Genomic DNA, 13,837 nt, shown 5'->3' on the forward strand with positions numbered 1-13,837 from the left:
ACCCAGTCTTCGTCCGTTCGATTTCTCCCGCGCGTTCCGTGCGCTCCTCGCATGCTCCCAACCGATCTCCCCGTCGCCCTCCTCGCCGGTGGCCGCGCCACCCGGCTCGGCGCGATTACCAAGACCATTCCCAAACTCCTCGTCGAGGTCGTGGGCGAACCGTTTTTCAATCACCAGCTGCGTCTGCTCCGCGCCGCGGGCCTGACGCGAATCGTCCTCTGCATCGGCCACCTCGGCGACCAGATCGTCGAGCGCTACGGCGACGGCGCCGCGTGGGGCATGAAGATCGATTACTCCTTCGACGGCGAAAAACTCCTCGGCACCGGCGGTGCGCTCATCCGCGCGCTCCCGAAACTCGGCGACGCGTTTTATGTGCTCTACGGCGATTCCTACCTCCCCATCGACTACGCTGCCGTCGGCCGCGCGTTCCTCGCCTCCGGTCAACCGGCGCTCATGACCGTTTTCGAAAACCACGGCGCCTACGACACCAGTAACGTCTGGTTCGCCGATGGCCGCATCCAGCTCTATTCGAAAACGGAAAAGCTCCCGCAGATGCACCACATCGACTACGGCCTGAGCCTGTTCCGCGCCGCCGCCTTCGCCGATGCGCCGCGCGATGCCGTGGTCGACCTCGCCGCCGTGCAATCCGCCCTCAGCCGCCGCGGCCAGCTCGCGGGCTTCGAACTCACTCAGCGTTTCTACGAGATCGGCTCGCCCTCCGGCCTCGCCGAACTCGACCAACTCCTCCGCGCGTCACCCGCCAACTCCGACCACTCCGCGCCGCCTCCCGGCAGCTGATCTTCTCCGCCGTGCCCGCTCCCGAGCCCTCCGCCATCTCTTCCTCGACGCTCCCGCCTCACGCCGAGTTCGACGAGCAGGCCTATCTGCAACTCCATCCCGACATCGCCCGAGGCGTCGCCGCCGGACGCATCGAGTCCGGCTGGTCGCACTTCGCTCGCGCCGGCTTCGCCGAAGGCCGCGCTTGGCTCCGCCAACCCGATCCGTTCGCCGGCGTGAACCGCGAAATCTCCTCCGGCGACACGATGTTCCGCGGCAACGCCGCGCACTATTTCGCCGCCGGTGCATCCGCGCGCCAGTGCGTCTTCTCCGCCCTCGCCACCGGCCGCCGCGCTCCCGCTGCCGTGCGTCGCATTCTTGATCTGCCCAGCGGCCACGGCCGCGTGCTGCGTTTCCTGCGCCGGGATTTTCCCGCAGCCGAGATCGTCGCCTGCGACCTCGACCGCGCCGGCGTCGACTACTGCGCGCGCACCTTCGGCGCCGTGCCGGTCTATTCCGACGTCAACCTCGCCGCCCTGACCGCGCTCGGCCAGTTCGATCTCATCTGGTGCGGTTCGCTGCTCACCCATCTCGATGCGACGCGCAGTGCGGAGTTTCTGCGCTTCTTCCAACAGCACCTCGCGCCGCGCGGCATCCTCGTCTTCACCCTCCACGGCCGACCCTGCCAGCGCGAACTCGCCGCCGGCAAAAACCGCCACGGCCTCGACGACGCGCAGATCGCCACCCTGCTCCGCGACTACGACGCCAGCGGCTGCGCCTACGTCGACTATCGCGACGCGTCTGGTTACGGTTTCAGCCTGATGCATCCCCATTTCGTCACGCGCACGCTGCTCGATCCCGGCTGGCAACTCCTCAGCTACCACGAAGCCGGCTGGGACGAACGCCAAGACGCCATCGCCCTCCAACTCAACACCCCGCTCACGTAGTCCTCGCACCTCTCAGTCCCGCACTCCCTCTCTCCCTCATTCTCCCACTTCCTTTCCCCATGTCCTACGCCGCCCAACACCTCCGCGAAACCGCCGAGATCGTCTCGCGCCTCAATCCCGACGACTGTGAAAAGTGCGTCGCCGAACTCCGCGCCGCCCGCGACCGCGGCGGCCGCCTCTTCATCCTCGGCGTCGGCGGCAGCGCGGCGAACGCCTCGCACGCCGTGAACGATTTTCGCAAGATCGCCGGCCTCGAAACCTACGCCCCGACCGACAACGTCTCCGAACTCACCGCGCGCACCAACGACGAGGGCTGGGCCACCGTCTTCGTCGAATGGCTCCGCACCTCGCGCCTCAACGCAAAGGACTGTGTCATGGTGTTCTCCGTCGGCGGCGGCAACCTCGAGCAAAACGTCTCGCCCAATCTCGTCATCGCGCTGCAACTCGCGCAACAAGTCGGCGCGCGCATCATCGGCATCGTCGGCAAGGACGGTGGCTACACCGCCAAAGTCGCTCACGCCTGCGTCGTCGTCCCGGTCGTGAATCCCGCGAACATCACGCCGCACTCCGAAGCCTTCCAAGCCGTCGTCTGGCACCTCTTCGTCTCGCACCCCAACCTCAAGATCGCGCAGACGAAATGGGAATCCGTCGCTGCGACCAAACCCTGATTCCTCCGCCGTCCGCATGGCCGCCGCTCCCGCGCTTTGCCCCGCCGTTTTCCTCGATCGCGACGGCACGCTGAACGCCCCCGTCGTGCGCGACGGCGCGCCCTACCCGCCGGCCACGCTCGACGATTTCGTTCTCCTGCCCGGCGTCCCCGAAGCGTGTCGCGCACTCCACGCCGCCGGCTTTGTGCTCGTCGTCGCCACCAACCAGCCCGACGTCGGCCGCGGCACCACGCCCGCGGCGCTCGTCGAGGCCATGCACGCCCGATTGCACGCCCTGATCCCCGAGATCGCACGCATCGAGGTCTGCATCGCACCCGGTCAAGGCATCGCGCACCCGGAAAATCGCCGCCGCAAACCTGAACCCGGCATGCTGCTCGACGCCGCCGCCGCGCTCGGACTCGACCTCTCGCGCTCGTGGATGATCGGCGACCGCTGGCGCGACATCGACTGCGGCGCCCGCGCCGGCGTGCACACCGTTTTCCTGGACCTCGGCTACCGGGAAGAACTTCGCGCCGCACCCGACTTTACCGCTCCTAATCTCTCCGCCGCCGCGCGAATCATCCTCGCCAACCCGCGCCCCTGAGTGTTGCTTCCCGCTTCTCATGCCCGGGCTCTCCGACCTCCCAATCAAGATCTTCGCCGACGGCGCCGATAAGGCCGGCATCGTCGACCTCTACGGCAAACCCTACATCAAGGGTCTCACTACGAACCCCACCTTGATGAAGAAGGCCGGCATCACCGACTACGAAGCCTTCTCCCGCGACATCCTCACCGTCGTCACCGCCAAGCCGATCTCTCTCGAGGTGTTCGCTGACGATTTCCCCGAGATGCGCCGCCAAGCCCTCAAGCTCGCCGCACTCGCGCCCAACGTCTACGTCAAGATCCCGATCACCAACACGCGCTCCGAGTCCGCCGCCCCGCTCATCCGCGAACTCTCCGCTGCCGGCGTGCAACTCAACGTCACCGCGATCCTCACGCTCGACCAGGTCCGCACCGTCGCCGCCGCGCTCAATCCCGCCGTGCCCTCGGTCGTCTCCATTTTTGCCGGCCGCATCGCCGATACCGGCGTCGACCCGATGCCCCTGATGCGCGAAGCCCGCACGCTGCTCGCCGACCAGCCGAAGGCGGAGCTCCTCTGGGCCAGTGTCCGCGAAGTGCTCAACATCGTCCAAGCCGGACAATGCGGTTGCGACATCGTCACGGTCACGCACGACGTCCTCGCCAAAGCCGCCAAGATGCTCGGCATGGACCTCGCTGCCCTCTCGCTCGACACCGTGAAAATGTTCGCCCACGACGCCGCCAGCGCCGGTTACCGTCTCTAAGAATCAAGGGCCCGTATGGGCTTGCCCCGATCTTTCGGGCACCGAGTCGGAGATGACGCGTTCAGTTGGGATTCGAAGTCGATTGGACTAGAGATAGCCGAGCGCGGAGTGCCGCCAGCACGAACCCGGGAGCCAGCAACCCAGCGCCGGATCTGTTGGGACAATTTTTTCGCACGCCGCGCCGAAGTTGGCACTTGCTGGCACCTTGCTGCACCCAATGATGAACCGCGCTCTGCGGTTGGGCCTTGTGTCGGAAGGCGTAGTCTTCCCGCAAATCCGGGGAGCACTTACGTTTCGTCGATTCACCCATCGGGTGCGTCGGCTAATTTGCCCATGTCTTCCGCTCTATTGCCCCTCATCCGCCTGGCTTGTCAGCGCCCGCGTCTTCCGCTGCTGGCCGTATTTGCGCTTGGAAGCACCTTGTCCGCGCAACAGATCACCCTGCAACCCAGCCCCGCTGCGATTACCGCGCCGGAGGGGTATGTGTTCACCCTACAGGCCGCCGGCGCGAACAATCTCTCGGTGCGCTGGTATCTCAACGGGGCGCCGGCTCCCGGCGCGCTCAGCACGGAGAATACATATACCGCCACCCTCAGTCCGTCGACCGCCGGCAACTATACTTTCAGGGTGATTGGCGGCCAATCCACGGTGGAATCGGATCCAATCCCTGTCCTGATCGGCGGCTCGGCCTCCGCCGGGAGCAACCTCCCGAGCCAGGCGACCGTCTTGGAAGGACGCCCTTTCTCGCTGCAAGCGGCGCTGCCCGGCGGCTCTGCGACCTACCAATGGTATAAGAACGACAGTCCAATCCCCAGCGCCGACTCTTACCTCCTTCGACTGCTGAACGTCCAGCAAAGCCAGGCCGGCACCTATTTTTGCCGCATCACCAACGGGCAGACGTCGATCGACACTCCTCCTTCCACGATCACTGTGGCTCCGACGACGCCCACGGTGCGCTTGACGGGGGCCAGCCGTTACCCGGTCGCGGTCTGGCCCGCGATACCCACCGAGATGTCGGGCGTGCTCCTGCTGGCCACCGCGGACGGAACGGGGCCGCTGCAATTTTCGTGGGCCCAAAATGGCTCTCCCCTGGCGCAAGCGCACGGTCCGTGGTTGGAAACCGGTGTCACGGTCGCTTCCGCCGCTGCGCCGATCACCGTTACTGCCAGCAACACGCAGGGTGAAAGCTCTGCCTCATCCGACCTCAAATTCGGCAATCCGATAGCTGTCGCTCCCTCCGCACCGATCGACCGGCGGCTACCGTCCTCTCGAGTGGTGCGACCAGGCGAGCGCGTCGTCATGGAAGCGGACGTCTACGGATCAGTGCCGCTGCAATACCAATGGTATAAAGGTGACACCTCCATCCCCGGTGCCACGAATCGTTCTTATGTCCTTCCTTCAGTGGGCAGCGACGACGCGAGTTCCTACCGAATCGAAGTCGTCAATTCCGTCGGCACCACCCGCTTTCCCGCCCGCCGCCTGATTCTGTCCGCAGACAACTCTTGGGAGAATTTCACCGCCCTCACCCAACACGATCTGAACGCGGTTGCCGTAGGCGCGGGCATCTTCGTCGCGGTCGGCAATCACGGTGCCATCTTGACCTCAGCCAACGGCTCCGACTGGAGTCGACCGACATCGCCGACGAGCGCAGATTTGCGCAGCGTCGTCCATGGCGCCGGCCGGTTCGTGGCAGTCGGCGACGGCGGCACGGTCCTGACTTCCGCCAACGGTTCCGAGTGGACAGTGCAGCCCGCCATGACCGCCGAAAACATCAATGCGGCCGCCTACGCCGACGGACGGTTCGTGATTGCGGGCGCGCGCGGATTCGTCGCGACGGCCGCCGATGGTCTCAATTGGACCCCAAGCGATACGGGCCAGAGCACGATCGACTACACCTACGCGACGGCCGGCGAAAGCAAATGGCTGGTGGGCAACAGCGCATTCTACGCCACCACTACGGATGGCCAGCATTGGAATCCCCGCGAGAATCCGATCCGAAACCACGACATCGCAAGCGTGCGATGGGTCAGCGATCACTTCGAATTGTTCGTTGGAATTGACCACGCCCGCTCGCTCGACGGGATCGCATGGTGGACCGAGGACGTAAGTGTGCCGAACGGCCACGTATCCGACATCGTTTCGTTTCAGGGCGTGAAGATTTTCGTCGGGCAAGAAGGGCTTCAATACACTGAAGCTTCTCACTTGGTGAACACGGATTCGTCTCCTCCCGGCCGGTGGCTGGCCGTGGCGACTTCAGCCGATCTCGCGGTCGCCGTCGGCCGCTCCGGCCAAATCGCGATCAGCGCCGACGGCAAACATTGGACGATGGCACTGTCGAGCTTGGGCAACAGGAAACTGGGCGCGGTAAAGACCGCCGCGAACGGCACCTTGGTCGCGCTGAGCGAATACGGAGACCTCTTTGTCTCGCCCAACGGCGCCAACTGGATCCCGACTTCACTGCCCGCAAAACCGAACAGTGACCGCGCGTTCTCCTCTGTGGACGGGAAGCTGTTCGTGAGAACCGTCGACAACCGAATCTTCAGCACGACCGATGCCTCCGTCTGGACTGCGCTGCCGGGCACCGGTCTTCAGCTTCCGATGGCCGCCGGTCCCGGACGCTACATCTCTCTCGAAGGCCAGCCTGCCTACTCCGACGATGGCGGCCTGACTTGGCGTGCAGGCACTTTCAGCAACAGCAACGCACCGACGAGCGGTTGCATCGGCGCCGTCTACGGCAACAACTGCTACGTCGCCGGCTTTGGTTTGAATGGCGGCATCGCGCGCTCGTCCGACGGAGCAACTTGGACCGTGACGCAGCCCGCGATCTCCGTGCGCTCCGTCGCTTTCGGCAACGGCCTGTTCATCGCCCTGGCCGATTCCGATGAAGGACTGATTTTAACCTCCCCGGACGGCAGCACTTGGCATTGGGCAGACCTCGAAGTCGGCACGTTGAATAAGATTCGCTTCCTCAACGGAAAATTCTACGCGGCCGGTGCCGGCGACGTGTTGTTGTCCTCATCCGACGGCACGACCTGGACGGGAGAGAATGTCGACGGGCGTGGCTGGCTCGACATCGCGGCAACGGGCCAATCCTACGTCCTCGTCGGCGACAACGGCGCCACTCTGGTGAAAAACGTGGTGCACACCCCGCCATTGATCGTGCATCAGTCTGCCTCCCGCAATGTGATCGCACCGGGCGACAGCCTCACCCTCTCGGTGTCATCCGCCGGCACGGGCGGCACACGCACCTACCAATGGACTCGCAACGGACTGCCCATTCCCGGCGCGACCACCGACCAACTCACGCTCGCCAACGCCACGGCACTCGACAGCGGATATTACCTCGCGTCGATTACCGATCGCGACGGCACGACGGTGAGTTCTCCGATCTTCGTTAACGTCGCCCCGCTGGCCGCGCAGCTTCACGCGTGGGGCTCCGCGACCTCAGGCGCCACCACTGTGCCGCCCGGCGTCAACGATGCCACGAGCGTCGCAGCCGCCGGATCCCATGCGGTCGCTTTGCGGCAGGATGGCACCGTGATCGCGTGGGGATCGAACGTGCACGGCGAATCGACCGTCCCCGGCGATCTCTCCGGCATCGTTGCCGTCGCAGCCGGCCAAAGCCACACTCTCGCCCTTCGTCAGGACGGAGTCGTGGTTGCTTGGGGCGACAACTCGCACAGCCAGTGTGCTGTGCCTGCCGGATTGAAACCAGTGGTCGCGGTCGCCGCCGGCGGCGACCAGTCCCTCGCCTTGCAGTCGGACGGCACCATAGCGACCTGGGGCCTCACCTATCCCAATCAGATCGCGGCTCTGGCTGGAGTGACCGATGTGATAGCAATCGCCGCGGGGTCCGACCACGCGCTCGCCCTCCGCGCCAACGGCTCGATCATCGCCTGGGGCGACACGACCACCGACTCCGCCCTCCGCACGCTGACACCACCGCCGGCCTCTCCCGCGGTGAAAGCGCTGGCCGCGAGCGGGCACCATTCTATTTTCCTGCGGGCGGACGGAACGATCGCAACGACCGGCGATACCGCCTCGGGCCAGGGCAACGTGCCGAGCATCTCCGCGCCGATCATCGCCGTGGCTGCCGGCAACGGCCACAATCTCGCTCTCGACTCGACCGGACGCCTAGTCGCCTGGGGCTCCAACGCCGCACACGAATCGAACGTGCCGACTTGGTTGTCCGAGACCTGGGCGGCGGCAGCCGGCGACCAGTTCAGCATCGCCCTGCGCGTCGCGACCAACGATTCGCCCCCGGCAATTTCCAGCTCCCCCACCCGGCAATACGCCGCGAACGGCGGAACCGTCACCTTCACCGTGATCGCTTCAGGCAGCGGCGAGTTGACGTATCGCTGGGAAAGGCGCGATTCCACCATCGCCGACTCCGTCGAGACACTCAGCGACAACGCCACTTACTCCGGCACTTCAACGAATGCCCTCACCATCACCGGAGTATCGTCCGCGACCGAGAAATACCGGTTCTCCTGCTATGTCTCCAATCGCGTCGGCACCCAGCAGAGCGGCTCCGGAGACGTGCGGATTATCACGGCTCCGACGGTCACTCTCGCATCGTCCCTTTCCGCGGCCCTCGGCGGCAACGCGCAACTCTCCGCCTCTGTCGGAAGCCTCGCACCGACGACTTTCCAATGGAAGCGCGACGGCGTCGAAATCCCCGGTGCCACGCAGCCGACCCTGAACTTGGTCGGACTCACGAGTGCCGACTCAGGGGCCTACACTCTCACCGCCACCAACCCAGCGGGCAGCGTCACTTCCGCGCCGCTGAATTTCACCGCCGCTCCCGCTTATGGCGTTACCTCCGCCTCCGCCGGAAGCGCCCACAGTGTCTTCGTTCGCTACGATCACACCCTGTGGGGCATGGGCAGCAACAATTACAACGTGCTGTCTCCGTCCTTCGTCTCGTCCCTCTACCCCTGGCCCGTTCGGCTGGCGACCGAAGTCCTCCAGGCCGCTGCCGGCGATGGCTACACCGCCATCGTGGGCACTGATCATTCGCTCGGCTGGATCGGTCGCGGCTTCCCGACCGACACCGGTTCAGGCTCGACCTCCGTTTATCTCCAGCGCCACGCCATCGACACCGGCGTCGAATTCGTCTCCGCCGCCAGCACTCACCTCGTCTACCTCAAGACCGACGGCACCGCGTGGGCCTTCGGCCGCAACGATCGCGGCCAGCTCGGCACGGGCAACACGAGCACCCCATCCAATCCGGTCTCGCTCGCCTCCGGAGTCCGCAGTGTCCTCGCTGCCGGCAAATCGACGTTCATCGTCAAACTGGACGGCACGCTCTGGGCCTGCGGCGACAATCAGTCCGGGCAACTAGGCACAGGCGACACCGTGGGAGCGGTTTCACTCCGACAAATCGCCACCAACGTCACCGCCGTCGCCGCCGGCGATTTGCATACCGTGTTCCTCAAGGCCGACGGCTCGCTCTGGGGCATGGGGCACAATTTTTCCGGCGAGCTCGGACCGAACGTTCCCCGCACTGTGATTCAAAACTACGTCGCCGGCCCCCCGCAGGCGACGCCCGTGCAGCTCGCCAGCAACGTCACCCAAATCGCGGCCGGCCCCTACATCACCCTCTACCGCTTGGCGGACGGAACGACTTGGGCCACGGGCCGGAACGCCGACAGTCAGCTCGGCGACGGCACATCCACCACCCCCGCGACGCCCGTCTCAGTCACTGGCGGAAATCTCTCCGTTTCCTCCATCGGCACGGCTCAAACCTTGATGGTCCGGGCGAACGGAGAACTTTGGAGCAACGGACTGAATCTGAATGCCGAACTCGGGGACGGCACCACCGACCGCCGCAACAGCCCGGTGCGGATCGCCGGCGGGCCGCTCGCCCTCGTCGACGTTCCCAGCATCTCCTCCTCGCCGCAATCCGTGATCGTCGCACCCGGCCAGTCCGCCACCTTCTCGGTCAGCGCCACCAGCGCCGCCACGCTCACCTATCAATGGCGAAGAAACCAGGTTCCGCTCTCCGGCGCCCAAAGCGCCACGCTCACGCTCAGCCAAGTCGGCACCGGTGATGCCGGTGCCTACGACGTCGTGGTCGGAAACGGCGCCAACTCCGTCACCAGCGCCGCAGCCACCCTGAAACTCGCGCAGACACTGACCTTCGCACCGCCCGTCGATCTTCATTTCACCCTCGACCCCGTCAGCCTCAGCGCTTCCTCCGATTCCGGTTTGCCGGTCACTCTCGCCCTCACCTCCGGTCCCGCCAGTTGGGACGGCTCTCAACTGCACCTGACCGGCATCGGCACGGTCACGATCCAAGCGACCCAGAACGGCAACGAAATCTGGGCCGCGGCCGCACCGATCACGCGATCATTCGCCTCACTTTCCTCGTTCGCATCGTGGCAACTCGCGACCTTCGGCACCAATGACGCCGCCGTCGCCGGGCCGAATATCGCCCCGGCGCGCGATGGATTGACCAATCTGCTCCGCTACGCGCTCGGCTTGCCCGCCGGCACCGCCGCCTTGCCTGCCCTGCCCACAGTGAGCAAAACGGAAACGGAGTGGGTCTACCGCTTCACCAAACCCGTCAGCGTGACCGACGTGACGGTCGTCGTGGAGGTCTCGACCGACATGGTCCATTGGACCCCGCGCGACGCCCAAGTCTCCTCAGACGGAACGACCGAAACCTGGACCGTCACTTGCCCCACCACTCAGCCCTGCGCGTTTTTCCGCGTGCGGGTGGATGCCGCTTGGTAGTGCGCCCCACCTCGCCGTTTCACGCAACTTTGTCCCCCGCCCGCGCCCGACAATTGGCTTCACTTCGCCACCGGGCACGCGTTGAGTCGCCGCGACCATGACGCCCGCCTCTTCGGAGCAATCGGAGCTGCTCACTACGCTGCGCCAGCAGCTCATCCTCGCGCAGGTCCGCATCATGGAACTCGAGGACGCCCGCGACTCGCTTGCACCTCAATTGGCCGAGTCCGAGTCACTCCTCCGCGCCGCCCAACAACTCGCCGACACCAAGATCGACGAAGCCGCCCACGCCGCCCGCGTCCTCGCCGACGCACAAGCCCGCGCCGCCGCCCTCGACGCACGATTGGCCGACGCCGCTCGCACCCTCGCCGAGCAAATCGCCACCCTCGACGAGCGCGCCGCTGCCATCGCCCGGCTTGAGGCGGAGATCGCTCGCCTGCGCGCCGAACTCGCCGGCGAGCGATCAAACCACGCCGCGACCGCCGCCCGCCTCGCCGCCGTGACGTCCTCGCGCTCCTGGCGCTGGACCGCATGGCTCCGCGCCCTCTTCGGCTCGTCATGAGTGCCCCGCGACCGCTCGGCGAAGTCGAATCGCCGCGCCCGCTGCGCGCCCCCGGCGGCCATCTCGCCGGCTCCGGCTGGTGCATCTTCTCCGGTGTCGACCCCGCTCCCGAGATCCGGATGCGCTTCGGCGAGTTTACCCTCGCTACCAGCGGCGGCCTGCCGCGTCCCGACGTCGCGCAACTTCTCCCCGGCGAACCTGCCGCTGCCCACAGCGGATTCACCTTCGCTGGTGCGGTGCCGGCCGGCACGCACATCGCTGTCTTCGAAGCGCGCGCCGGCGACGGCACATGGCATCTCTTCAAACAACTCACTCTCGCCGCCGACTCTCCGCCCTTCGCCGCCGTCATCGACACGCCGATCTCGTCCGGCACGCTGCGCGACCGCGTGAAAGTCGCCGGCTGGGCGCTCGACCGCCAAAGCCCAGTTGTCGAAGTGAAACTGCGCTACGGCCACCGCGAGATCGATTGCGCGATCAACCAACCACGCACCGACGTCCCGCAGCTGTTTCCCGACGCGCCTCATGCCGCCCACGCGGGCTTCGTCACCGACGATTTTCTCGTCGCCGGTCACGGCCCCGTTCGCGTGCGCGCACGGCTCGCCGACGGCCGCACCGTCGTCGCCTCCACCACCGTCAGCTTCAGCGTCGCCACCGACGAAAACCACGCCGCCGATCTGGATCTCACCGCCGCGCGCGTGCCGCTCCCCGGCTACGCGCCGCCGCGCCCACGCCCGCCCGTCGCGCCGTCGCCGCACGCGCTGAACCTTCTTTTCCTCCTGCCCGGCAGCTTCGCGTCCAACAACGCAATCCACGCCGCGAGCCTCGCCAACGAACTCGCCGCGGCCGGCCACCGCTGCGCCATCGCCGTCGCCCACGACGTCGCGACGCTCGCGCACCACGCCACGCCCGCATTCACCGCGCTCACGCATGCGGAAGCGCCCGCGCATCGCTTCGCCGACGGCCGCCCGGCCGACGTCGTGCACGCGTGGACGACGCGCGAACTCGTGCGTCGCGCCACCCTCGCCACCCTCGCCGCTCAACCCGCGCGCCTCGTCGTGCACCTCGAGGACAACGAGCAGCAAATCCTCGCGCACACGCTCGGCCGCGATTTCGCCGAAGTGCGGGCGCTCGACGACGCCGAACTCGACCGCCTCGTTCCGGCCGATCTCTCCCACCCGCACCGCAGCCGCGAATTCCTCGCCCACGCCGACGGCGTCACCGTTATCGCCGAGAAACTCCGCGCATTCGTTCCGCTCGGCGCGCCTTGCCACACGCTCTGGCCGGCCGCCGACGCGCGCTATTTCTTTCCGCGCCCGCGACCCGAAGAATTCCGGCGCGCGCTCCAGCTCCCGCCCGACGCCACCGTCCTCTTTTATCACGGCAACGTGCACGCCGCCAATGCCGCCGAGATGCGCGAGCTCTACGCGGCCGTTACCGAGCTGAACGAAAGCGGCGCGCCGGCGACGCTCATTCGCACCGGCCTCGACACCGTGGACTTTCTCGGCGCCGACGCCGAGCGCGCGCGCCGACATGTGCTAGAGCTCGGCCAGATCCTCCACCACCGTCACCTCGCGCCGCTGATGGCGCTGGCCGATTTCTTCGTGCAACCCGGCTCGCCCGACGCCTTCAACGACTACCGCTTCCCCTCGAAGCTCCCAGAGTTTTTCGCACTCGGCCGCCCGGTGATTCTGCCCCGCACCAACCTCGGTTCCCTCGTCCGCCACGGCGTCGACGCCTTCGTGCTCGAACGTGCCGATGCCGCCGGCATCGCCGGCGCCGTGCGCGAACTCCGCGCCGATCCCACGCTCGCTGCGCGCCTCGCCACGGGCGCCGCGCACTTCGCCGCGGAACACTTCAGCTGGACCCGCAGCGCGGAGGCGCTTGCCAAGTTCTACGCCTCGCTGGCAACGTCCGGCGCATGACCGTCCAGCCGCAGCGCGTGTTCGTCACCGGGGGTCGAGGCCGCCTCGCCTCGCTCGTCGCCGACCATTTCCGCGCGCCGGCGCACGCCGTCGCGCTTTTTTCGCGCAACGAGTCACCGGGCTTTCAGTCGCTCGAGCGGCTCCTCGATCCGGCCACGCTCGCCGGCGCCGACGCGATCTTTCATCTCGCCTGGAGCACGCTGCCGGCGACTTCGGAACAATCCCCGGGCAGCGAGGCGCGGCATGACCTGCCGTTCCTGGAACAACTGCTCGCCGCTCTCGCCGCGACGCCGCCCGGCCGGCGCGTGCACTTCGTTTTCTTCTCCACCGGCGGCGCCGTCTACGGCGACGCGCCCGGCCGCCCGAATCGCGAGGACGACGCCTGCCGCCCGGTCGGCGCCTACGGCCGCGCCAAGCTCGCCGCCGAACAACTCATCGCCGAGCGCGCGCAACGCGACGGCTTGCGCTGCGCCATCCTGCGCATCTCGAATCCCTACGGCTATCCCGTGCCGTCCAACCGCGCCCAGGGCCTGATCCCCCACGCGCTGCGCTGCAGCGTCACCGGCCAGCCGCTCGCGCTGTGGGGCGACGGCTCAGCGCAGAAGGACTTTCTCTACTACACCGATTTTCTCGCCGCGCTCGAACACGTGCTCGCCCGCGGTCTCACCGGCACGTTCAACCTCTGCGCCGGCGAATCGCATTCCGTCCGCGAAGTCATCGGTCTCGTGGAAAACGAGGTCGGCCGCCCGATCGCCCTCGTGCCGCAGCCGGCGCCGCGTTGGGATGTCCATGACAGCCGGCTCGACAACACGAAGCTCGTCGCCGCCACCGGCTGGCGACCGCAGGTCCCGCTCGCGGAAGGCATCCGCCGCGCCGCCGCGGGCTACGCCACGCACTGATCCTC

Annotated in this window: 9 protein-coding genes; all 9 read left to right on the top strand. The window is 66.8% G+C overall.

Annotated features, from left to right (window positions below; translation table 11 throughout):
- Nucleotides 1–51: 51 nt before the first annotated feature.
- Complete coding sequence (locus tag KF715_06820; GenBank protein ID MBX3736379.1) at nucleotides 52–798, top strand: nucleotidyltransferase family protein; 747 nt, start codon at nucleotides 52–54, stop codon at nucleotides 796–798.
- Between the two features lie 11 nt (nucleotides 799–809).
- Nucleotides 810–1,724, top strand: coding sequence for a class I SAM-dependent methyltransferase (locus KF715_06825; GenBank protein ID MBX3736380.1), 915 nt, complete (start codon nucleotides 810–812; stop codon nucleotides 1,722–1,724).
- 59 nt (nucleotides 1,725–1,783) lie between these two features.
- Complete coding sequence (locus tag KF715_06830; protein ID MBX3736381.1) at nucleotides 1,784–2,392, top strand: SIS domain-containing protein; 609 nt, start codon at nucleotides 1,784–1,786, stop codon at nucleotides 2,390–2,392.
- A 16-nt stretch (nucleotides 2,393–2,408) separates the two neighbouring features.
- A complete protein-coding gene (locus tag KF715_06835) occupies nucleotides 2,409–2,975 on the top strand; it encodes an HAD-IIIA family hydrolase (GenBank protein ID MBX3736382.1) in 567 nt (188 codons plus the stop codon).
- A 19-nt stretch (nucleotides 2,976–2,994) separates the two neighbouring features.
- Complete coding sequence (locus tag KF715_06840) at nucleotides 2,995–3,714, top strand: transaldolase (GenBank protein ID MBX3736383.1); 720 nt, start codon at nucleotides 2,995–2,997, stop codon at nucleotides 3,712–3,714.
- Between the two features lie 420 nt (nucleotides 3,715–4,134).
- Nucleotides 4,135–10,452, top strand: coding sequence for an immunoglobulin domain-containing protein (locus KF715_06845; protein MBX3736384.1), 6,318 nt, complete (start codon nucleotides 4,135–4,137; stop codon nucleotides 10,450–10,452).
- A gap of 97 nt (nucleotides 10,453–10,549) precedes the next feature.
- Entirely contained in the window at nucleotides 10,550–11,011 is a 462-nt protein-coding gene (locus KF715_06850; protein ID MBX3736385.1) for a hypothetical protein, read from the top strand.
- Nucleotides 11,008–12,933, top strand: a complete 1,926-nt coding sequence (locus tag KF715_06855; protein ID MBX3736386.1) for a glycosyltransferase family 4 protein — start codon at nucleotides 11,008–11,010, stop codon at nucleotides 12,931–12,933. The genes KF715_06850 and KF715_06855 overlap by 4 nt, the downstream gene beginning before the upstream one ends.
- Nucleotides 12,930–13,832 (top strand): NAD-dependent epimerase/dehydratase family protein, encoded by a 903-nt coding sequence (locus KF715_06860; protein MBX3736387.1) that lies wholly within the window; start codon nucleotides 12,930–12,932, stop codon nucleotides 13,830–13,832. The genes KF715_06855 and KF715_06860 overlap by 4 nt, the downstream gene beginning before the upstream one ends.
- The last annotated feature ends 5 nt before the right edge of the window (nucleotides 13,833–13,837 follow it).

The organism is Candidatus Didemnitutus sp. (genome assembly GCA_019634575.1).
In the GTDB taxonomy this organism is placed as follows: Bacteria; Verrucomicrobiota; Verrucomicrobiia; order Opitutales; family Opitutaceae; genus Didemnitutus.

Bases quoted from the DNA above. Each gene is read 5' to 3' on its own strand.
- KF715_06820 (MBX3736379.1), top strand. From the start codon at position 52: ATGCTCCCAACCGATCTCCCCGTCGCCCTCCTCGCCGGTGGCCGCGCC.
- KF715_06830 (MBX3736381.1), top strand. From the start codon at position 1,784: ATGTCCTACGCCGCCCAACACCTCCGCGAAACCGCCGAGATCGTCTCG.
- KF715_06835 (MBX3736382.1), top strand. From the start codon at position 2,409: ATGGCCGCCGCTCCCGCGCTTTGCCCCGCCGTTTTCCTCGATCGCGAC.
- KF715_06840 (MBX3736383.1), top strand. From the start codon at position 2,995: ATGCCCGGGCTCTCCGACCTCCCAATCAAGATCTTCGCCGACGGCGCC.
- KF715_06850 (MBX3736385.1), top strand. From the start codon at position 10,550: ATGACGCCCGCCTCTTCGGAGCAATCGGAGCTGCTCACTACGCTGCGC.
- KF715_06855 (MBX3736386.1), top strand. From the start codon at position 11,008: ATGAGTGCCCCGCGACCGCTCGGCGAAGTCGAATCGCCGCGCCCGCTG.
- KF715_06860 (MBX3736387.1), top strand. From the start codon at position 12,930: ATGACCGTCCAGCCGCAGCGCGTGTTCGTCACCGGGGGTCGAGGCCGC.